Origin of the sequence: Sphingobacterium sp. B16(2022) (genome assembly GCF_012030425.1) — a bacterium.
Lineage (GTDB): Bacteria > Bacteroidota > Bacteroidia > Sphingobacteriales > Sphingobacteriaceae > Sphingobacterium > Sphingobacterium anhuiense.
The window spans coordinates 2183955-2206244 of record NZ_JAAUVN010000001.1; the positions used below are offsets into that span (position 1 = coordinate 2183955).

Below are 22290 nucleotides of genomic sequence, written 5' to 3' on the forward strand. Positions count from 1 at the left end.
TAAGTAAGTAAATAACGCTCCCCTACTATCACTGCTATAACATGTCAAAAAATGTGCTTTAGGTATAATTTCTTATAAATATTAGATTTTTTTGTAAATTGCTTCTCAAGAACACTCTCAATGCCAATTCCTACAACAAAAGAAGAATTACTTCACGCGATTACAGCAAATTACGATAAGTTGTACAGTGAACTTAAAAATATATCAGACGAGCTTAGCGACTTAAAAGAACTTGAGGGTCATGCCAAAGGAACAATGATGAGTGTCAACAATCTTTTAGCTTATCTTATAGGATGGGGACAGCTGGTCCTGAAATGGAACAAAATGAGAACCGATAACCTACCTGTAGATTTTCCAGAAACCGGTTACAGATGGAATGAGCTAGGCAAATTGGCTCAAAAGTTTTACTCGGACTTTGAAGAGGATAACTTCCAGATCTTGATTCAAAAATTTGACAAACAGTAAAAGACCTAATATCACTCGTAGAGAGCAAAAGCAATGAAGAATTATATGCTGAAGCCTGGTATGAGAAATGGACGCTGGGCAGGATGATCCAGTTCAATACCGCTTCCCCCTATACAAATGCTAGAGGACGTCTTCGCAAGTGGATCAATAAGCGTCAAGATCAAGAGTTATGAAAAAACTAAAAAACTCTTCTGCTGTAAAAAACATGACACTTAAAGTAGGAAGACTCTACCAACAGGGAAGATAAATAGATACAAAACCAAGCGCTCATATAAACTAATACTTTGAATTAAATAATAAAGACAAAGCCTTGTTTCATTTAACTGAAACAAGGCTTTGTTTATGAAATAATTACAGATAGAATTATTTTTGATATGTTGTTTTTACAAATGGTGCCTTAAGTAGATAATCTATACTTTGTTTTAGTCCAACTTCCAGGTCGGCAGTTGTTTCTTCCAGCTCTACAAATATATTCTCAACACCTGCAATATCGGTATTAGCAAAAATAGCATCAAAACCTACCATACCGCTCTGGCCAATCTCACGGTGATCTTTAATATGCAAAGTAGCATATCTTCCTGGATATTTTTTAAAATAATCTACAGGACTTGCTTTTCCAATGATCGTCCAATATACATCCATTTCAAAAAAAACATTTTCAGGTTTTGTATGTTCGATCATGTAATCAAGCATAACCACTTTTCCTTCTACTTTTTCAAACTCATGGGCATGATTATGATATCCGTACTTAATACCATATTCACGGCAAAGTTGACCAATCTCATTGAGATACTGACATTCAGTATCGAGATCTTTTATTGTCTTCGGTAAATCTAACCATGGGGTAACAATATATTTAATGCCCGCAGCTTTGTGTGCTATAATAGTCTCTCTCCACCACCCTAAGGCTTTGGAGAAATCACCGGTCGCTAATTCCTCTTTCGTTAAGGTTCTCGAAGCATGTGAAGAAAGAACTTTCATACCTGCTTTTTCAACATTACTTTTGAAGACCTGCGGTGTGGTATTATAAAACATTCCGTCTTTAAATCCAGCAGACTCAACAGATGTATAACCCATCTTAGCCAATTTTTGTAAAACGGATAAATAATCAGCATTATAAGTGTCCGGCTGAACATGGCTTCCAATCATACTTCTAACAGAATATAACTGTAAACCAATTTCTTTTGTTCTTATTTGTTCTTGCGCCTGTACGTTATTGAAAGTAATACCCATACCTGTCACAGCAAAAAGAAGTGAATAGGTTAAAAATTTAAGTTTCATATATTAAGTTTTATTTTTTTGTCTTAAACCAATGTTATCGGTTGGTGCCTAAATTCGTCTAAGCTCTTATCTGTAGTAGCTAAATTGGTAATCAATACATCGATTTGTTCTACATCACATACTTTAAAAGACTCTGTAACTCTTAAACGATCCTGATTTGCAAGAGCTAAAACTTTCTTTGCCGATGCAAGCATTGCCAATTTAACTTCTGCATCTTCTTTAACGACAGCAGATATACCAAATTTCGAATCAACCCCACATGTCCCCATGAAATAAAGATCTGCAATGTAACTTCTTGCCTCATTACAGGTTGTCTGCCCAACTGTACTTGCTGTTTGTTTATGATATTTTCCCCCCAATAAAATCAATTCAATATTGGGATAGTTTTCTAGAATTGGAATAAGCATGGCATTGCTTGTTATAATTCTAAGCTTAATATCCGTAGGCAGGTAGTTAACAATGGCACATATTGTTGTGCCCCCATCCATAAACAGAGTCATTTCTTCTTTTATAAACTGCTGTGCCTTAAGAGCAATAACATCCTTCTCACTCTTTAAATAGCTGTTTCGATCTTCGAAAGTAAGCGGATTTTTAGAACGTTGAATTGCACCACCACGCACTTTAGATAAAAGACCTATTTTATGCAAATGATCAATATCTCTCCTAACAGTATCTTCGGACACATCGAGCTTTTCTGCTAATACTTCATAGCTGACCATCTCCTCACTTTCGAGTTGATTTAGTATGAATTCAAATCGTTTTTCTTTTAACATAGCTACTACTTACTGATATAAAGATTTGCCAACAGGATTTTCTATTATTTCTAACAGAACTTCATTTGCAATAATATGCATTAAAATTTTAATTCGCAAAAAATTGCAAACCAATTTTTAAATATAGTAATGCTACAAAATGCCCTGTATCCCCAATTTTTTCAATTTCACTGTTAATGCTATTGAATTTGTAAAATGTATGGCAACAAATCCAAGTTTTACGGAGGCCTTTATATTTTCGGAGTTATCATCTATAAAAATGCATTCTGTTGCCCGTAAATTATATTTTTCCAACAAAATTTTATAGAGCTTTTCATCGGGTTTAATATACCCTTCTTCACCAGAAACAATAATGCCATCAAAATCTGCAATAAAGTCAAATCTATTTTTAACTAATGGGAACGTTTCGGAAGACCAATTCGTTAAACCATAGACTTCATAATTTTTTTTTAACTCCTGTAGAATTGCAACAGTACCAATAATTTCACCTTTTAGCATCTCCGGCCATCTTTTCCAGAATACATCGATTTCGTTTTCAAAGTTGGGGTACTGCTTTTTTAACACATACATTCCTTCTTTAAATGATCTTCCCCTATCTTGTTGCAGATTCCAATCTGTAGAACAGACATTTTCTAAGAACCACTCCATTTGATCAATTTGAGGAAATATATCACGATATACATAGCGAGGATTCCAATCTAAAAGAACGCCCCCAATATCAAAAATTACAGCTTTTATCATTATTTCTATCTTTAAGCCGAAATTTCTAAATAATTTCCCTCCGGATCCAGCACTACACTCTCATAATATCCATCACCTGTAGTACGCGGCTCACTTGCAATAGTAAAACCATCATTTCGGAACCTTTCTGTCAACAGATCAACAGCCTCAGTTCCCCCTATTGAAATAGCAAAATGAGCAATTCCTTTGTTAAAACCTCTTTTTGACGGTTCATCAAGAATATCGGGTCTGTTCATAAGTTCTAACCGTGTAACGCAAGTACCAAACTTGAGAAAATATGATGTAAAGCCATTTTTTAAATTCCTATATTTCTCACTACATTCTAAGTTGAAATAAGTCAGGTAAAAGTTGCGCATTTTTTCCAAGTCATCTACCCAAATTCCAATGTGTTCAATTTTCATGTTCATCTTATTATTTTTTAATTGTTTTGCAAACATATGCAAATTTATATAAATTTGCATATGTTTGCAAAACAGTATGAAGCATTAGAAAATACATTTAGAAAAATAATAATGATAGAAAATCAAACAAAAAAAGCAAAAAGAGCAACTCAATTCATTTTTTTAGTGTGTGGATTAGCAATTTCAAGCTGGGCACCAATGGTACCTTATGTAAAGGAAAGATTGGATATTAATGAGGCCGAGTTAGGATTATTACTTTTATTTCTTGGCTTGGGTGCCGTAATTATGATGCCAATAACAGGTCTTTTATCAAAACACTATGGCAATAAAATTGTGATTCTATGTACAACAGCAATCATTGCTCTTACACTTCCTTTACTGCTGATTATTTCATCTGCTTCACTTATGGCATTCTGTATATTTGTTTTTGGTGCTAGTATTGGCGCCATAGATGTTGCTATGAATTCTCACGGTATACTAGTTCAAAACAAATATGGTCGACCGATTATGTCTTCTTTACATGGTCTTTTCAGTTTGGGAGGCTTATTTGGATCCCTTGGTTTAGGATTTTTAATTAAAATGGGATTAGTTCCTCAAATAGCGGCAATTTCAATCTCACTCCTGTTATGTTTAATTGTGCTCAGTCAATTCAAATCTTTATTTGATCATGCTACAGAACAAAAATATCAGATTATACAAAAACCAGAAAAACAGCTAGAACATAGTTCAAAAAAACTGATCTTTAATAGGGCAGTACTCTTTTTTGGTCTACTATGTTTTGCAAGTTTTCTCTCGGAAGGCGCTATGCTAGACTGGAGTGCTGTATTTTTAAAAGATCTTAAAGATATTGATGTCGAATTTACAGGAGCAGGATATGCCACTTTCTCTATTGCCATGGCCACCATGAGATTAATGGGGGATCGTATAGTTGAAAAATTGAATATAAAAACAATTGTTATTGGCGGTAGTCTAGTAGCTGCTCTAGGGTTAATAATAGCCATATATTCATCTTGGATTCCCTTCGTTCTTTTTGGCTTTTTATTATTGGGAATAGGCTCTGCAAATCTTGTTCCTTTATTCTTTAGTGAAGCTGGCAGAATAAAGGTCGTCCCTACTTCTGTAAGTATTCCTGCAATAACAACAATGGGCTATGCAGGTCAACTCATGGGACCTGCTATCTTAGGATTAATTGCTCATCAATTCAATCTTGAAGTAGCATTTTTATTTTCAGCATCTTTAATGGTATTAATTGCGGTCTTATATTTTTTCCGTAAATAAAAACAAAAATGGTGATACCAGCATGAAATTAACATTGACCTTAGCGTTATTAAAAAACAATATTTTATAGTAATTGTACACTTCTAAATTGTTTGTTAACTGATAAAAAACACTGTCACATTAAAACTAAAAGCTGTAAAAACTGATCGAATAGAGATGTTGTAAAATAGTTTTCTTAACCTAGGTGTAATAAACCAGCTATGGGAACCAAAAAAGAAGACGGTTGTAAACATAAAAATCACGATGCAGTTAAACTCCCAACATAAAGGGGCTAATGAAAGTTAGCCCTTTTAATTATTGATAATAACTCCAGAAGTAAAGTTGCCGATTCGATCTTGAACTGCGCTATGAAGAGACAAATCTCAAATTTTCCTCCAATCCCAGTTGAAAATTAGATGGAATTGCAAATCCAATTTTTGAAATATAATTATTATGGATATATTTAGATATAACTTTCTCAAAATAAAAGTACAAGAAGACACATCTAATCAGAACAAATTTAACTCATTTATGTATGCACAAGAATTATTAGCAGTGACAACAATCCTATCTGGTCTAATGTCGGGTTTCTTTTTTGCATATACATTTTCAGTGAATCTGGGTCTTGCCAAACTAAATAATAAGGAATACCTAACTGCAATGCAAAGTATTAATAAAGAAGTATTAAATTCCATTTTTTATATTAGTTTTTTCGGCACTTTATTTTCACTTATTATATCTTCGATCATGTATTTCGATATTCATTCGCCTAAATTTCTTCTGATATTTTTTTCATGTATAAGTTATGTAATCGGTGTATTCGGCATTACAGCTGTACGGAATGTGCCATTGAATAATAAAATAGAACTATTTGATATCTCAAAAGCATCGGAAGAATCATTACAGAAAATGAGAGTTATCTTTGAAAAGCCCTGGCTGTTTTGGAATAATATAAGGACATTAGCTTCATTCATAGCTTTCGTCTGTCTGGTCATAGCTTTGACTTTCCTAAACGACTGATTTAGATCCTTATAAAAGAGACAATATCCTATCAACAATTACACTATTTAAACAGCAATTAGCAAGATCCGCTACTAACTAAAACAGAAATACTAACTGAAGATATTTAATTTTAACACATGACCTTATTACAAACTGTACATTTTTACTCTCCTAATTTTTCAATTGTAAGACTATAATTAATAGACTAATTTTAAATTTACTGCCTTTTTGTAAAAAAAGGAGCTATTTATCATCTACTTAGTGTAATTTTGTAGTTTAAATTATATTAAAATGCCATATCAAACTGTTTTTGTTGAATTTTATGAACACGTAAAATTAAGTATCAATCAAGGAACTTTTGCAAAACTTACCTTGGCCAAAACAATTGGAGATACTGACCTTAAAAATATTTATGTCCGTCTTCATATTTTAGAAACCGGAGGGTATAAACTTGCCTTAACATTGCGATACAAAACAGAAGAAATTGAGAGCTTTCACACTCTTGATGAAGCACTGACAATTTTAAGTTCATACCTTAAAAATCCTTTTATAACTGCTTTGCTTTTCACTACCGAAATGGATCTAACATTTAAAATCAACAAAAAAAATGCAGGAAGTCTTACAGAACAGCCACCTACATTTAAAAATGCTTCACCAGTAATGTTAGAAATGATTGAAAAAGGGATCGTAAAATTATAATTTGGATCTCCGTGAAAGGATTTAATCCTTACTGCTGGCAAAAGCTATTCATGACTATTTCAAGTAAAGGCCTGAACAATAAATGATATGGAAAATATTATAATAATCAAAATAGCGGAAAAGGTCATAAATTTCGCTTTACAAGCCGAAACAATTTATATAACAACAGGTTAATAGAGTTCTCAAACCTTACTCTCCCGGTATTTGAAAATAGGGTATGTATCACAGCTATTCTTTAAAAGTATATCTTAAAGAATAGCTTCAGAAAATTTGTTACGGTTTTTTTTTCTTAGTTGCAACGATAGAATAAATCATCGGTATTTTATTGTCCAAATGCTTAATCCGATATTTTTTAGTTTCGAACTCAATCATGTTATTAAAAACATCATAAGGCGAATAATCGTATTCCTGAAAATCCACAACTTCCATTTGGTGATGGAGTAAACTGCGCACAACTTCACTCATACTGTGATTCCAAGTTACATAAGACTGAGAAATAGTTGCATCTTTGTCTGCATAGGTTCCGTTTTCTGTTTCCACAATGGGAGCCACATTAAAATAATTATAACCAATTTTATCGAAATTATCATCAAACATCCAAACAACTGGATGAAACTCAACAAAAATAAATTTTCCTTCTGGCTTCAAAAAATGCGAAATTAATGCTGCCCATTTCTCTAAATCAGGCAACCAGGTTATGGTACCATAGCTTGTAAAAACAATATCAAACTGCTTATCTAAATGATTTTCTAAATCGTACAAATCACAGCAAATAAACTGGGCATCTGAATCTGTTTCTAAAGCAATTCTTTTTGCACTTTCAATAGCTTTGTCAGATAAATCAACACCTGTAACTTTCGCACCAAGTCGACCTAATGAAATGGTATCTTGCCCAAAATGACATTGCAGATGTAAAATACTTTTACCTTCAATATCTCCGAGTAATTCTATTTCTATTGGATTTAGTGAGCTTGCTCCTTTTAAAAATCCTTCAAGATTGTAGAACTCTGATTTTAAATGCGTATCAGTTCTATTATTCCATGAATGTTTATTTATTTCAATATAGTTATCTTCAGTTTCCATTTAAGTTTTGTTAAAAAACACAATCATTCATTAAATTATGACTTATGCCCGTTTATAATTTTCCCACCTTGGTTAAGGCTAAATTACAAAAAATTACAGGAACAATGTTGGATTTGATATGGTAAACCAGTTGGTTTCCTATAGATTCTTATCTACAATTTATTTTTCAAAGCTAACTTAGCTTTTACATAAGATGAACAAAAACACAGGCAACAGTAAGTTTTTTTTAGTATTTTATCTAATACACCTTTACTCTTCAGGAATAAGATAAATTAAACTTATTTTTGAGTATGAGCATATTTACATACCATTTAGTAAAGACATCCTATTTATCAGCTTTAAAGGCCATTTTATCTCCGCCTAAGCCATTTCATAATTCGGGATTAATTCATATGGAATGTATGACAGCAATGACATTAGGCTCTGCCATCACATCTCCTTCTCGACTTTTTTCTAAGCAGGTTGCTGTATTCGCACAGTGGAACGATGAAGCATCGGTTGACCAATTCTTAATCGAAAACAAATTTGGGAGAGTATTGTCCAAAGGATGGCACACACGATTAATTTTTCTAAGGCAATGGGGGGAAATAACTAAATTCCAGATTCCGGAAGTAACACTTGAACTCGAACCTCTTGATAGCCCCGTTGTAGCAGTAACCTTAGCTCGCATGAAATTATTTGAAATTCCAAGATTTATACGCTGGGGCAAACCCGTAGAAAAACTGGTCCGTGATCATCCCGGCACTACTTTTTCTTTGGCATCGATAAGACACCCGAGAACTGTTTCTACATTTTCAATTTGGAAATCCCAAAAAGAAATGACTGATATGGTTTTAGGGCATAGTAATGTTCATGCTCCGACAAGACATGTCGATGCAATGAAGGAACGAAAACGCAAAGATTTTCACTTTGAATTTACAACTTTGCGATTTAAGCCTTTATCTGAATTTGGTGAATGGAATGGACGTAATAACCTCATACCTCTTCTATGATCAAAATAAGTTTCGCCCATCCGATGCAAAAGATTCAAGATTGGATTACACAACAATGGGTAATTCTATCCGGTCGAAAAATTGACTCAAAAAATGATAACTGGTTAATGGGTCCATTTGGTAATTTGGAAGCAATTGATAAGAACTACATCGATAAACTTGCTAAGCTAGAAAATCTAATAATTGATACTCCATCCGAAATGCATGGATTGATACCAACAATGAGCCAACTTCATTTTTCTCCGCATGAATACGCCCGATTATCAGCTAAAGTGATTGATTTTTATGAACGAACAGGACATTATGATCTAAATGTTTCAGTAAAATGGAATTCTTTTTTTAAAGTTTTTGGATTTCTGTTAAAAAAATTATTCAGCAATAGGTTAAATCAATTAAATATCCCAATCTATGATATGCAAAATTCGGAATCTATTACAAGCGAAATAGTAAGACTTTTGGATGCCAAAACGAACCAAATTAAATATATATTCTGGCTCAGAAAAATTGCATCAACTGGCAAAGGAATATATTCTGGAGCATATGGGATCTGTCAATTGCCAAGTGGCCGGTATTGTGTAAAAGCTATTTTCCCATTACCTCATGGTAATGCCACCGTTATTATGGCTCCTAAAGTTGGCGTAAATGGTGAATTAGTATTAAATTCGTCTGGTCAACGTTTTGGTGATGCAGGTTTTTATTTTTTGCTAAAAGATTCTAAAGGTGAGCATTGGTCAAAATATATCCGTTCATTCCGTGATGAATTAATCATAAGCGAAGCTGATAAACAATTGACTGCAACACAAACGCTAACCTTATGGAATTTAAATGTTTTGAAATTTAATTATGAAATATTTCAAAAACAATAGCCTACTAATTGGCGAAAACAATCTAAATAAAACGTCATTAAAATAGCGAATCAAAGAATTTCATAGTTCTAATATACTTTATAAAATTCGAATAATTCAGAATTGTAGGTGGTCAACAGGATCAAATAAATCATTAATAGCGGAATCTAGCTCCCGCTTTTATAACAAAATATAAATACAGTTTATTTTTAGGCGTCTAAATAGATACAATAAAACGAAATGTTTTACCTTTATAACCTGGATACAATTGTGCATTAAGAATTATTAAAAAGAACTTATGGTAGAGGAGAATGTCCTATTAGTTTTATCGCTATTTTTTGTCATGGCGATGCTATTTGTAGTAAGTCAAAGGATCAAAATTTCGTATCCCATTTTATTGGTCATTGGAGGTTTAGGCATCTCGCTAATTCCAGGCATGCCCGTGATCAGCATCAATCCTGATTTGGTATTTTTAGTGTTTTTACCACCTCTCCTATTTGAAGCCGCCTGGTATACCAGTTGGGACAGTTTAAAAAAATGGCGACGATCCATTATGAGCTTAGGCTTTGGACTAGTGTTTTTTACATCTATTGCTATCGCATACTTTTCAGTAAATATTATCCCTGGATTTACCTTGGCATTAGGGTTTTTATTAGGCGGTATTATTTCTCCTCCTGATGCTGTTGCAGCTACCTCAGTATTAAAAGGTGTGAAGATTCCTAAACGTGGCATAACACTCTTAGAAGGGGAAAGCTTAGTAAACGATGCAGCCTCCTTAACCGTGTTTAGGTTTGCTGTAGCAGTGATTCTAACAGGTCAATTTGTATTTCAAAAGGCAGCCTCAGAATTTGTCATATTATCCATCATGGGGGTTGTTGTAGGTTTAGCAGTAGCGCATATATTATATTTATTCTTGCGTTATGTAGCAAAATCATCAAGTATCTCAACTCCTATTACATTGATCGCTCCTTATATCATGTACCTTCTTGCAGAGCATTTTCATTGGTCAGGTGTATTAGCCGTTGTAAGTGGTGGACTGTTTCTATCATTCCGTTCAGGCGATTATTTAAATCATCATACCCGAATTCAAACCAAGGAAGTCTGGGCTACATTAGGTTTCTTGTTAAATGGATTCGTATTTATTTTAATTGGTTTAGAATTACCAGTTATCGTTGCAGGACTAGGGCAGTATTCACAGGAAGAAGCGATTAACTATGCCTTAATTATTAGTGCCATTGTTATAGTATTGCGTATTGTCTTGGTATATCTATCAGAGTACCTCCCCCGTTTTCTCTCTAAAAAGATCCGATCAAGAGAAAAGAGCCCAGGTTGGAAATTACCACTAGTTGTAGGATGGGCAGGTATGAGAGGTGTAGTATCACTAGCTTCAGCATTGGCTATACCATTAACACTAAATAATGGAGATCCATTCCCACACCGTAATTTAATTCTCTTTATCACCTTCGTTGTCATCTTAATTACATTAGTTTTTCAAGGACTGACACTCCCTATTCTCATCAAAATAATAAAGATGGATGATGTGGATGTGGAAGAACCTATAGAGAATCAGATTGACGAGATTCGGGTTCAATTGGCAAAAGATTCCATTGCCTATCTGGATAGCAACTACAGCAAGGAGATGGAAGAATACGAAACAATTGCAAGAATTAAAGAACAATTACAGAGAAGTATCCATGTATCTGAAAATGCTAAACTGGAAGATAGGCGTGCACAGTTGACTGCCGTAAGAAGTCTTTATAATAAAATCATGCTAGAAATAGTTGCCGTTAGAAGAAATGGACTTTACAAATTGCGAGAAGAAAAACACTACGACAGTAGCATTATCAAAGATCTGGAATATACACTTGATTTAGAAGAATCCAGATTAAAACGCAAATAGAAAAACATATTGTTTTCAGTATAATTCAAGATGGGTCATGAGTAGTGAAAATAAAGAATTGCTTTCATTTGAAGCTAAATTAGAAATTATCGGAATAAATCCGTTTGTGTTTTTACCCCAGACGGTTTTATCTGAAATATTAAGAAGAGCCCAAAAGGAAAAAGGAAAGATTCCAGTAAAAGGTCGGGTAAATAATACAGATTATAACCAGACATTGTTAAGATTTAAAGGAGAATGGCGGCTCTATATAAATACAACAATGTTAAAAAATTCACCCCAAAGAATCGGTGAACTTTTACAACTGACTATACAGCTCGATACTGCATCAAGAATTATAATTCCGCACCCCAAATTGGTATATGCATTAAAAAACAATCAGGTCGCTGAAAAACGATTCAATGAACTTACCCCATCCTTAAAATTAGAAATTATTAAATATATTTCATTCTTAAAAACTGAAGAAAGTATCAACAGGAATATTGCAAAAGCAATAAATTTTTTAATGGGGCAAGGTCCTTTTATTGGTCGGAAAACCTTAAATATTAAAGGAGACCGAGATGAGATTTAGCAGCATAGTTGATTATCAAATCCTATTTTAGTAGGAAATCTTCACGTGGAGGATTAAAAGAATCGATTAGTTCACCAGCAGATATGCACTCACAACCATGTACTATATTTCCAGGAATGATGCAACTATCCCCTTCTTTCATGACATGTACAACATCACCAATAGTATAATGAAATACGCCCGATTTAACGTATGAAATTTGTGTATGACGATGTTGATGCAATTCGCCCCTAGCGCCTTCATCAAATCTAACCTTAGTGAGCATCATAAATTCATTATGTACCGCAACTTGCCTCTTAACCCCTCCTCCCAAATCTTCCCAATCATTTTCATTTTCAAAGTGAAATAATTCATTTTTCATATGCCAAACTGTTTTTATTATACGTCTTACGCTAAATATAGGAATGATTCGTTCTAAAAAAAAGTTCCTTTGAATATTATTAAAAGTACTGTCAAAGCATAACCCTGATGTTGTAGGTCAAAGACCCCGACAGCACTCCCAAATAATGAAATCACAAACTCTTTATTTTATCCAGCAAGTTTTCTTGGTTATTTCCAAAGGAATCTGTTTATATTTTTTATACAGAACAGTACCTCCAATTGCTATGAAAATGGTTGAAAACCTAAAAACATTGGCATAAACTCCCCCCAAAGCATTGGTATCGACATCAAAAATAAGCCAATACAAATTCATAAAGCAGTGTAAAAAAATTGCCGTCCATAAATTAAACTTCCATTCAGCATAGATCCAGGAAAATAAAACCGAACCTAAACATGTCAACATAAAAATTTGGATCAACTCGCTGATATCATTACCCTGATATAAATGCGCCGATCCAAATAATAATGAACCTAAAAATACAGAAGGAAAAAAACCTAGTTGTGTATACCGGTATAATTGTCCAAAAAGAAAACCACGATAAATCAGTTCTTCAAAAAAAGCAGCGGAGATTGTATTGATAATTATAGTATCATAAGAAAGTGCCTTGTTCAAGTCAAATTTGAATATAAAACCAATCAACATGGGTAATGTCGCTATTACAGCAAAGGAAATACCCCTAGATAAACTGTCGGATAAACCCAATTTTTCAGGAATATGTCGATAATCTTTATGAAGAATCCCGACGGTAATAAATAAAGGTATCAATGTTATCATATATGCCGTAACATGTCCCAAGGCTTTTGAATACGTCACTGAGAATACACTTTTTAGTATTAAGGCAAAGAAATTGGCATCAATGTAAAAGTAAATTACAAACCCAATAATGAAAACTAAATAAAATCTTAATCTGTCCATAGTTGTTTTTTTATAATTACGAATATAGGCGACTTAAAACACCATGGAAAAACAAAGTGGTCGTTAGCAAATATTAGGGACGAACGGCAAACTCTTTTAAAAGAGGAATAACCGGAGTAATATAATTTCTCGAAACCGTGACCTCCCTATCTATATTTTCTAATGATATTTTATATCCGGCAGTATTCCCTTTAAATTTCGTCACCTTTCTTAAATTAAAAATAAAGGAGCGATGCACTTTTTGTATCGTGTCACACTCGACCTGATCCAATAATTTAGTCAAAGAAATCCGGACCATTTCTTTTTTTAGAATACCCTTTTCATAAAAATGCAGGATACAATAATTATCGGCAGCCTCTGCAAGAATAAAATCATCAACATCCATTTCCTGATGAAAATTAGCATAGTCGGAAACAATACATAGTTTCAAATTATCTTCCTCTTCTATACAATTATCTGTTTTTTCAATATGTTGATAGTTCTCTCGCACTTCATTAGATCGATCTTTATTATTGAGGTAAATAAATCGTGCCAAGATATAAATAGATGAAACTGGAATTCCTAATGCCGTAGTGTAAGCAAACATATACAAAAAATTTTCAACAGAGAGCTGCACTTCACTCAAATACAATGAATTATATAAGTATGCAAATATTGAAATCAGAAATAAAATTAAAAAAGCCTTAAATAATTCCAAACCTATTGTCCATTTCTTTTTCCACTGCAAGGATAAAAGATTGACAGTACAAAATGAAAATGAAGTCATTACTGCGTATGGAAATAATAACAAATATTTATAGGTATGCTCAAACTGGCTAGTTCCAAAAGGCTGATAAATAATCAATAACACATAGAATAAGATGCCTACAAGTGTTGACGTTAAAATAATTTCTTGATGTGATTCACTGTCTGGATAAGCAGCATCTAATATCATCGCTATTTTTGTTAAAAATGGTAATAACCAAATATCTAAAAGTTTAATAACACAAACAAATCCAACACTGAGAATTAATTTTTATATATGCTCCTTCATTTCATCGTGTCTAAAAGTAATAGCGATGATTTACTCCTTCCACAGGATTAATATGGACATTTACCGCTGATTCAATGGTATTTACCGAACACCGCTAGACAAAATGAAATATTTCATTCAAATTCAGCTATAATTAAACCGTTACAAAAAACATATAAGTATCTTACCCTTAATAATCACTTATGAAATTAATCGCCGCTGTTTTCCTCATTACCTTTTTTGCAATATCCTCAGTCTTAGCTCAGGTATCGGAACGAAAATTGGTGTCCATTAACAATAAAAAAATGGCTTATCGTACATTTGGACTTGAAAATAGAAAAATCGACGAACCTATTGTTGTATTTGAGAGTGGACTCGGTTCTTCTGGAGGAAGTAATGGCAGTTTATTCCCATTTATTCAAGGTAGCTTTGCAGGTATTGTTTACGATAGAAACGGAATAGGTGAATCTGAATTAGATAGTGCAGTAAAAACCGATGCCGATGTCGTAAAAAGACTTTACGACTTACTGACTACTTTAAAAATAAGCCCACCCTACCTCCTAGTTGGACATTCAATAGGCGGGCCATTTATTCGTTTGTTTGCTTCAAAACACCCTGAAGAAATAGCTGGTTTATTTTTCATAGATCCAACTGATTTTATGCTGACCAAAGAAGAGGATGATGAACTAAAGTTTAAAACAGGAAGTAAAACAGGATATCAGGAACTTTTGAATATAAACCTTCAAAATATCATTAAAGACCCGTCCACATCGACAGGTTTCCGACATGAAGCAGAGAGAGAACTGAATGAAAGTACGCCACATTTTTTCAAAAATTATACTTCTTTACCACCACTACCTGACATTCCAGTTACCGTAATGATTGCATACAGTAAGCATATCGAACAATACGAAACAAAGATGAATAAAGAGCTAAACTTGGGTATCAACTTAATCCCGTGGTGGAAAGAACTCGATCAACTTCGTATAGAACACTATGCTGAGATGATAAAAAATAACCATAACAGCAAGCTGATCTTACTTCCAAAATACAGTCATGGTATTCATCAACAGGATCCAAAGCTTGTTGCAGAAGCCTTAATATCGATATATAACAGTACCTTACGATCCTCTAAACCCAGTAACTAGATCAAACCATCATCAGCTTATAAATAACGACCTGATCTGACCAAAACAAAAGATCATACATTAGCCATAAGGATAAAATCAAAAAACCGAAAATATAAAAAAAAACCCTCCGAAACTCTTATTCCGGAGGGTTACAAATAATGATTATAGCAGTCGCAAAAACAAGTGCTAATATGAATTTACAATTAGTTCGTTATCTTAATCGATAGCTCATTCAATAGGGCCTTAGCTTCGTTTAGATTTGAATTCCAAACTTTAGTTCTTTCTGCACTATTTAACTTCTGGATCGCCGCTTCGAAACGCTTCAAATCCTCAGTCAATCCCTTCTCCTTAAGCGCTTTCTTGACGATTTGCACTTTTTCATAATCCTGAACACCTTCGAGTGTTCTTTCATAACGGATCGAGCTTCGCCCATTTGGATACACAATATAGGTATCGCCAGCGGGCCAGGTACGGAATCGGGAATCTAAAATTGGGTTTTCTACCCATGAGTTGAATGCCCAATGCAGTAATCCATCAAAATCTGCCGCTTCAGCATACCAGCCCATATAAGCGGATTCTGCAGGATCTGAAAACGTAAATTGATTTGGAAAATTATTGCCACAATACACATAAAAAGTAGTAATCAAACCTCTTTTTTTACGATCTAGCAAATCTTCATGAGAAAAGGGATGATTTGCAGCAATACTAATATCTTTACTGTCAGGATAGCGCTGATACGTTTTCTGATTATCCGCATAAGAAACGCCTAAAGTTGGCGCCACCTTCTTCAAAAGAGATAAAGCACCATCAACTTCTTCTTTTGTGCGTTCATCCATGGCGATGTTTGTAATTCCCAACCAGCCTTTTGAATCCAAATGTTTTACAAGATCTTTTAGGAAAGGGGTCCATAATTCCTCAAATGCGGGTGTACCTGGTTTTGCAACAACATTGACAACTTCATTTTTTGCTACATCGCGATAATGTATTTCATTATTCCATGGGACAATCGAATAAATATTGATCATTTTTTTAATGCCTAGGTCCATCATAAACTGAACCCAACGGTCAAATACTTTATAATCGTAAGCCCAAGTACCATCTGCATTTTTGTTCCAAACAATCATGTCAGCATACGGGTCATAAGTCTGCACATTCCATGGATCTTTGTTCATGGTTGCGGTGATCACTTTCTGTCCTGCATCAGCTAACATTTTCATAACAGGTTTCATAGCTTCAAAATGAGCATCACTCCACATTTCTAAACCATGCACACGTGCTACGGCCGACGGATGTTGCCATTGATCCAAATGGAAGACCCAGTCACTTGGCTTAGGCAATATATTTTCTAATACAGTAACTTTTAATGTTAATTGGTCAGTAACCTTGCCTTTGCTTGCGATACTTACTTTAGCCTCATATTCACCTGGGCTAGCATCACTCGGGATCTTCACCGTCAGCCAAACAGGACGTGCTTTGCTAGCTTCCAGATCGAATGCTGTTAGATCATCTAACATATCTGGTGATAATGAAGAAGCAAAATCCTCTTTCTTCCGATATCCACAGCCAGCGGCAAATTCGTCAGTCATTACATACCGAACGAAACGTGCTGAAGCAACATTTGAAGACATTTTAGCACCCTTTGCACCTTTGAAATCTGATATAGTCACCTTGACATCCGGCGCGGCATCTTTCGTCCATAATAACACTTGTGATGAAACACGTTCGCCACGCCAGCCAACTACTGCATCGCTAGACTTCTTCTCTAAATCAGGAACCAGCGATTTAGGATAACGCTTATCTATTGTTACGAATGAGCTATGTAAGCCTTTTTTAACCGTGGACCAGTCAGACAATGCATCTTTCGTTGGATCCGCCATTTCTTGAAAATTCACCATTTCAAAGGCAGGCGTCTGTGCCTTTACCGTTTGTATACTCCATAACGCTCCGACAAGAAGTGCTGACGCTAAAGTTTTATTCTTAAAGCTCATATTTATATAACTTATTTTTTCAATTCAGATTTACCATAAGGATGTGATTACTTTTTAAACAAGAATATTTAATAAGTAATCACAAAATATATTTTCACAATATGAAGCAAACTAATTAAATTTTAAGATGTATACAAATGCTAAACAAGAACAAACGTTTGCTCATTTTTATCAACACGTTAATTCCAGACCTTTTGATCGTAAGCGGCTTCCCAAAATTGGTACTCCAGTCTAGATGCTAAAACAAATGCTTCACTCATCTTATAACGAATAGCAACAGTCGTATTCGCGGCTACTTGATCACACATAGCAATAGCTTGCCGTACAGAAATAGCAAAATCTTCTCCTCCGTATGTATCAATCCATTTTTGGTAAGGATTATCAACTACTTTTTCTTGTCTGGCAATAAACTCCCCCACTTCTTTATATATCCAAAAACAGGGTAAAGTTGCAGCCATCCCAACCTCTATAGGATCTAGCGCTGCTGTACTTTTTAGGTAATGCACATAATGATGGCAAACAGGCTGAATATCACCTTTCTCGGTAACACCAAAATCCTTAAAATAAGAGTCGTGCAAGGCATTTTCCACGACAATTGCATTTTCTCCAAAACGCATATAGGATAGCGCATCTTGAACATCATGTGCTCGAGCACCAATAAGGGCTAATGCTCGACCAAAATGTTCAAGATAAAGCGAATCTTGAGCCATATAAAATTGAAATTTTTCTTTAGGCAAATTTCCTGTCGTAAGTTCCTTTATAAAAGGCATGTCTAATATAGACTGATATTTATCTGAGATACTATTCCAAACCTGTTCAGACCAATTCATATTTAATTTGTTTTTGAGGATTAAAAAAATGATTTAAAGGACCATTGCCCATTCCTAATTGTACATCTGCCCCTTGTTCTATTGCCACAAAAACATAGTTTTGCGCTAAAGAAACTGCTTCAGATATCGTATGCCCCTGTGCCAGATAAGCGGCTATTGCAGATGACAGCGTACACCCGGAACCATGGGTATTCTTTGTTTTAATTTTTTTACTTTTAAATATTTCGGGACGGCAATTTTTATCAAATAATATAGATTGCAGCGTATCCTGCTCCAGATGCCCCCCCTTTACCAAGACGCGCTCACAACCTAATGCTAGGATACTTTCCCCTGCAACATACATATCTTCTAATGTTTCTACTTTCGCATTGGCCAGTATACCGGCTTCATCCATATTCGGTGTAATTAAATCTGCTAAGGGGAAAAGTAGGTCGATCATTGCTGCAATAGTTTGTTCCTCAATAAGCCGGTGGCCACTAGTAGCAACCATTACAGGATCAAATACAAGGGGTACTTTTTTATATTTCTGAAGCGTCTGCGCAATTGTAATAACCAATTGTGGTGTATGGACCATTCCAATCTTTATGGCATCAGGAAAGACATCGTCCATAATAGATTCAATCTGATCTGCTACAGCTTCCAGTGCTATGGGATAAATCTTTCGGACTCCCATCGTATTTTGCACAGGCAATGCTGTCAATACCGAGGTAGCATAGCATCCTAATGCCGAAAAAGTTTTGATATCCGCTTGTATTCCGGCTCCGCCACTTCCGTCGAAACCTGCGATCGTCAGCGTAGTTGGGTATCGGTATTTTTTCATTTTAAAATTTCATTTTTAAGTTCAAATGCTGCTTTTTCTGGATTTTCACTCCCACATATCGCAGACACTACAGCTAAACAATCGGCACCTGCCTGTATAACACGACGAGCATTTTGTATATGGATATTGCCAATAGCAACCAACGGTTTATCTGTTCGTTGTCGAATATTCACAATACCTTCTAAGCCCCATTCTGTGATGGTATCCTTTTTGGTTTCAGTATTGAATACAGGGCTGATACCCAAGTAATCGGATAATGGAATCTGCTCATTTTTCAACTGTTCAAGATTTTCAATAGAATAACCGACCAGAGGTCTTGGGCTATACCAAGCTTTTCTAATATGACTAGGAGAAATATCATGGTTACCTACATGAATACCAGCCGCACCCAATTCTTGGGCCACTTCAAGATTATCATTGATGATTAAAGGAATCCCATATTTGTCAGTGATCTCTTTCAATTGGCGGGCTTTTGCCAAGTAAAGACGGGTCGTTAGCTCTTTTTCTCGAAGCTGTATAATATCTACACCACCAATAATAGCGCGCTCCGCAACATGAAGATAATTTATTCCACGACAATCCTGCTCTGAAATCACAAGATATAACTGATAAGGAAAAGAAGTATCGAAATCCATTATATGCTAAATTTTAATGTATTCCCAAATTCAGTTTCAGTGATGTTATATAGCTTATCAAGAAGTTTAACCTGCAGACTACCCGGTCCATCACTTTCCTTTTCAGCTAGTTCTCCAGCTACTCCCATGAGAGCCATTGCAGCAGTTACTGCCTCTGTTTTATTGGCTATTACAGCTATAAAGGCTCCAACAATCGCACTTGCAGAACATCCTAACCCGGTTACCTTTGTCATCAAAAGATGTCCATTTTTTAGATGAATCTCCTGACTCCCAGAAATCACAATATCAGTTTCGCCAGAAATACAAACAACGGAACCATATTGTCGATGAAGATCTAATGCGGCTTTAACTGCTTCACCACTTTGAGAAGTACTATCCACTCCTTTCGTCTTTATAAGATTAGATTTGTTTAGTGCAATAATTTCAGATGCATTACCTCTTATGACAGTTGGTTTTTCACGAAGCAATTCTTTTAGAATATGATCGCGATAAGATGTCGCCCCCGCTCCAACAGGATCTAAAATCCAAGGTTTCCCTAATTGAGAAGCAGTATTTGCAGCCAATAACATAGATTCTGACCACACTTCATCTAATGTTCCTATGTTAATAACAAGTGAATCGCTGATAGTGACCATCTCGACTACTTCAGATTTAGCATGAGCCATAATAGGTGAAGCTCCAACAGCCAATAAGGCATTGGCAGTATTATTCATGACGACAAAATTAGTAATGTTATGTACGAGTGGCGATTGTGCTCTTACTTGTTGGATATGCATCCAAAGTGTTTTCTCCATATTCATTTCATTTAATAAAAGATTGAATGCTTTAGGAAAAAACCACATACAAAACAGCACAGGTGTACTGTATTGCTTTTCCCTACGTCGGTATTAGCCGTGTCAGGTTCAAAGGGACTCTCTCAATTCTTTTTTAGAATACCCCTAAAGCATAACAAAGATATAAAATATAAACATTCATTCCCATCGCATGAACATTGACATTTTGAAATAATAATTATTATGTTGAGTTTATCTATAAAAAATCACATGACATAATTGTAAAAAAACACAACACATTGATTGTTTTGACATTAAAAACCATTCTGATCACAAAAAATTCCATCAACAGAAAGCAATAAATTACAAAACTGCTGTTACATGAAATAAAAATAATATAGCTGTTGCTCTCGATAATTTTAAATTTAACATCCTAATTGTTACTAGACTTAATTCTAATTTTATCGTATTAAAACAAAAACAATCGGCTATACTTACCAATTTACATCGTGATGATTCAGTAGATCACTATTTCGGTTCAGAAGCTATTTTCACCAGTTCAGTCAATTATTTCTTTCTTAAACCATCTAATCTTCTGTTATTTGTATTTGAAATTTTAATCATAAAAAAATGGTAAAGCAAGAATTCAAAGCAACAAACAATTTCAATCTATATACAGCCGTATTTGCTTTCGGTTTATTATTTATTTCATGTGGCGGACAAAAACAAGATGGATCGTATGAACAACAAGCTGTTCCTGCTGATTTCATTGAGCTAAAAGAGTCTCCGACTACGATTGTAGAAACTTATCCTGGTACCATAGAGGGAACAGTCAATGTCGATATTAGAGCACAAGTTTCCGGTTACCTAGAAGTGACATATGTGAAGGAAGGACAATATGTACAAAAGGGGCAATCACTTTTTAAAATTAAAAGTGATGTCTTCAATGAGCAGGTGAATAACAGTAAAGCTTCGTTACAATCGGCACTAGCTGCACAGGCAAATGCACAGATTGAATTAGAAAAAATAAGACCTCTAGTTCAGGGAAAGGTTGTTTCAGACCTACAGCTAAAAACTGCACAAGCGCAATATGATGCAGCAAGTGCTCAAGTGGCACAAGCCAAATCAGCAGTGAGCTCTTCACAGTTAAACGCTGCCTTCGCAATTATCAAAGCACCAGTAAGTGGATATATAGGCCGTATTCCGAGTAGGGTCGGAAATTTGGTCACACCTTCTGATGTCAATCCATTGACAAGTTTATCTGAAATCGATCAGGTATTTGTTTACTTCAACCTCAATGAAGCAAAATTTATTGCTTTTATGAATGATAGAAAAACAGATGCCGGAATGAACACGGTAGAGATTATCATGGCCGACGGTAACAAATATAATCAAAAAGGTCAGGTTGAAATTGCAAGTGGTAACATTGATCGTAACACAGGAACGATATCACTAAAAGCGGTATTTTCAAATCCAGATAAAATTTTACGCTCAGGAGGTGCAGCGCGAGTGGTTTTAACTAAAAGTCTGAACAGTGCAATCAAGCTACCTATGGCAGCAGTGAAAGATATTCAAGACAAATTTTTTGTTTATGTCCTCGCTGACAGCAATAAAGTGGCAATGAAACCTATTGAAATAAATGGTAGAACAGGTGCAGATTATATCATCAAATCCGGCGTAAAAGCGGGCGATAAAATAGCCGTAAATAGTATTGACCAATTAACAGAAGGAATTGTAGTTCAACCTAAAGTAATCAGTCAAGACTCATTAAAAAATTAATTTTTAGACGAGTATCAAC

The 22290-nt window shown here is 34.8% G+C and carries 22 protein-coding genes, 1 pseudogene and 1 riboswitch; of the genes and pseudogenes, 10 read left to right on the top strand and 13 right to left on the bottom strand.

What is annotated here, in order from left to right; genetic code table 11:
- The first annotated feature begins 120 nt into the window (after positions 1-120).
- Positions 121-638, top strand: a pseudogene (locus HCX49_RS09530) (ClbS/DfsB family four-helix bundle protein).
- 190 nt (positions 639-828) lie between these two features.
- On the opposite strand, the gene HCX49_RS09535 reads toward HCX49_RS09530, so the two are convergent.
- From HCX49_RS09535 to HCX49_RS09550, 4 genes are all read right to left on the bottom strand, one after another.
- Positions 829-1746: a sugar phosphate isomerase/epimerase family protein gene (locus tag HCX49_RS09535; protein WP_168126898.1), complete on the bottom strand. Its 918-nt coding sequence runs from the start codon at positions 1744-1746 to the stop codon at positions 829-831.
- Between the two features lie 23 nt (positions 1747-1769).
- Positions 1770-2519, bottom strand: coding sequence for a DeoR/GlpR family DNA-binding transcription regulator (locus HCX49_RS09540; protein WP_132842433.1), 750 nt, complete (start codon positions 2517-2519; stop codon positions 1770-1772).
- 132 nt (positions 2520-2651) lie between these two features.
- Entirely contained in the window at positions 2652-3260 is a 609-nt protein-coding gene (locus HCX49_RS09545; protein ID WP_168126899.1) for an HAD family hydrolase, read from the bottom strand.
- Positions 3261-3271: 11 nt separating this feature from the next.
- Positions 3272-3667, bottom strand: coding sequence for a VOC family protein (locus tag HCX49_RS09550; RefSeq protein ID WP_237682747.1), 396 nt, complete (start codon positions 3665-3667; stop codon positions 3272-3274).
- Between the two features lie 105 nt (positions 3668-3772).
- On the opposite strand from HCX49_RS09550, the gene HCX49_RS09555 reads away from it, so the two are divergent.
- From HCX49_RS09555 to HCX49_RS09565, 3 genes are all read left to right on the top strand, one after another.
- On the top strand, positions 3773-4939 hold the full coding sequence (locus tag HCX49_RS09555) for an MFS transporter (protein WP_168126900.1): 1167 nt from the start codon (positions 3773-3775) through the stop codon (positions 4937-4939).
- A gap of 432 nt (positions 4940-5371) precedes the next feature.
- Positions 5372-5938, top strand: coding sequence for a DUF1772 domain-containing protein (locus tag HCX49_RS09560; RefSeq protein ID WP_206368349.1), 567 nt, complete (start codon positions 5372-5374; stop codon positions 5936-5938).
- Between the two features lie 273 nt (positions 5939-6211).
- Positions 6212-6619: a hypothetical protein gene (locus HCX49_RS09565; RefSeq protein ID WP_021188118.1), complete on the top strand. Its 408-nt coding sequence runs from the start codon at positions 6212-6214 to the stop codon at positions 6617-6619.
- A 273-nt stretch (positions 6620-6892) separates the two neighbouring features.
- Here HCX49_RS09565 and HCX49_RS09570 read toward each other — a convergent pair whose 3' ends face one another.
- Positions 6893-7702: a class I SAM-dependent methyltransferase gene (locus HCX49_RS09570; protein ID WP_168126901.1), complete on the bottom strand. Its 810-nt coding sequence runs from the start codon at positions 7700-7702 to the stop codon at positions 6893-6895.
- A 290-nt stretch (positions 7703-7992) separates the two neighbouring features.
- On the opposite strand from HCX49_RS09570, the gene HCX49_RS09575 reads away from it, so the two are divergent.
- The 4 genes from HCX49_RS09575 to HCX49_RS09590 all read left to right on the top strand — a co-directional run bounded on the left by HCX49_RS09575 (position 7993) and on the right by HCX49_RS09590 (position 12007).
- Positions 7993-8694 carry a hypothetical protein gene (locus tag HCX49_RS09575; protein ID WP_168126902.1) on the top strand — a complete coding sequence of 234 codons (702 nt, stop codon included), beginning with the start codon at positions 7993-7995 and terminating at the stop codon, positions 8692-8694.
- A complete protein-coding gene (locus HCX49_RS09580) occupies positions 8691-9560 on the top strand; it encodes a hypothetical protein (RefSeq protein WP_168126903.1) in 870 nt (289 codons plus the stop codon). The genes HCX49_RS09575 and HCX49_RS09580 overlap by 4 nt, the downstream gene beginning before the upstream one ends.
- Before the next feature lie 277 nt (positions 9561-9837).
- On the top strand, positions 9838-11439 hold the full coding sequence (locus HCX49_RS09585; protein WP_168126904.1) for a Na+/H+ antiporter: 1602 nt from the start codon (positions 9838-9840) through the stop codon (positions 11437-11439).
- Between the two features lie 37 nt (positions 11440-11476).
- Complete coding sequence (locus tag HCX49_RS09590) at positions 11477-12007, top strand: YdeI/OmpD-associated family protein (RefSeq protein ID WP_132842426.1); 531 nt, start codon at positions 11477-11479, stop codon at positions 12005-12007.
- A 22-nt stretch (positions 12008-12029) separates the two neighbouring features.
- Here HCX49_RS09590 and HCX49_RS09595 read toward each other — a convergent pair whose 3' ends face one another.
- The 3 genes from HCX49_RS09595 to HCX49_RS09605 form a co-directional block, all read right to left on the bottom strand.
- Positions 12030-12368, bottom strand: coding sequence for a cupin domain-containing protein (locus tag HCX49_RS09595; protein ID WP_132842425.1), 339 nt, complete (start codon positions 12366-12368; stop codon positions 12030-12032).
- 162 nt (positions 12369-12530) lie between these two features.
- Positions 12531-13304 carry a CPBP family intramembrane glutamic endopeptidase gene (locus HCX49_RS09600; RefSeq protein WP_168126905.1) on the bottom strand — a complete coding sequence of 258 codons (774 nt, stop codon included), beginning with the start codon at positions 13302-13304 and terminating at the stop codon, positions 12531-12533.
- 73 nt (positions 13305-13377) lie between these two features.
- Positions 13378-14238, bottom strand: a complete 861-nt coding sequence (locus HCX49_RS09605) for a LytTR family DNA-binding domain-containing protein (protein ID WP_168126906.1) — start codon at positions 14236-14238, stop codon at positions 13378-13380.
- Positions 14239-14519: 281 nt separating this feature from the next.
- Between HCX49_RS09605 and HCX49_RS09610 the strand changes: the two genes are divergently transcribed.
- Positions 14520-15464 carry an alpha/beta fold hydrolase gene (locus HCX49_RS09610; RefSeq protein ID WP_168126907.1) on the top strand — a complete coding sequence of 315 codons (945 nt, stop codon included), beginning with the start codon at positions 14520-14522 and terminating at the stop codon, positions 15462-15464.
- Between the two features lie 185 nt (positions 15465-15649).
- Here HCX49_RS09610 and HCX49_RS09615 read toward each other — a convergent pair whose 3' ends face one another.
- The 5 genes from HCX49_RS09615 to thiM all read right to left on the bottom strand — a co-directional run bounded on the left by HCX49_RS09615 (position 15650) and on the right by thiM (position 20513).
- Positions 15650-17434: a DUF4091 domain-containing protein gene (locus HCX49_RS09615; RefSeq protein WP_168126908.1), complete on the bottom strand. Its 1785-nt coding sequence runs from the start codon at positions 17432-17434 to the stop codon at positions 15650-15652.
- 179 nt (positions 17435-17613) lie between these two features.
- On the bottom strand, positions 17614-18264 hold the full coding sequence (locus HCX49_RS09620) for a TenA family protein (RefSeq protein WP_168126909.1): 651 nt from the start codon (positions 18262-18264) through the stop codon (positions 17614-17616).
- On the bottom strand, positions 18251-19084 hold the full coding sequence (gene thiD / locus HCX49_RS09625; protein ID WP_168126910.1) for a bifunctional hydroxymethylpyrimidine kinase/phosphomethylpyrimidine kinase: 834 nt from the start codon (positions 19082-19084) through the stop codon (positions 18251-18253). The genes HCX49_RS09620 and thiD overlap by 14 nt, the downstream gene beginning before the upstream one ends.
- Positions 19081-19719, bottom strand: coding sequence for a thiamine phosphate synthase (thiE, locus tag HCX49_RS09630; protein WP_168126911.1), 639 nt, complete (start codon positions 19717-19719; stop codon positions 19081-19083). The genes thiD and thiE overlap by 4 nt, the downstream gene beginning before the upstream one ends.
- On the bottom strand, positions 19719-20513 hold the full coding sequence (thiM, locus tag HCX49_RS09635) for a hydroxyethylthiazole kinase (RefSeq protein ID WP_197086323.1): 795 nt from the start codon (positions 20511-20513) through the stop codon (positions 19719-19721). Before thiM ends, thiE begins: the two co-directional genes overlap by 1 nt.
- A 62-nt stretch (positions 20514-20575) precedes the next feature.
- Positions 20576-20669, bottom strand: a riboswitch (TPP riboswitch).
- A 453-nt stretch (positions 20670-21122) separates the two neighbouring features.
- Here thiM and HCX49_RS09640 point away from each other — a divergent pair.
- Positions 21123-22271, top strand: a complete 1149-nt coding sequence (locus HCX49_RS09640) for an efflux RND transporter periplasmic adaptor subunit (protein ID WP_021188106.1) — start codon at positions 21123-21125, stop codon at positions 22269-22271.
- Positions 22272-22290: the final 19 nt, after the last annotated feature.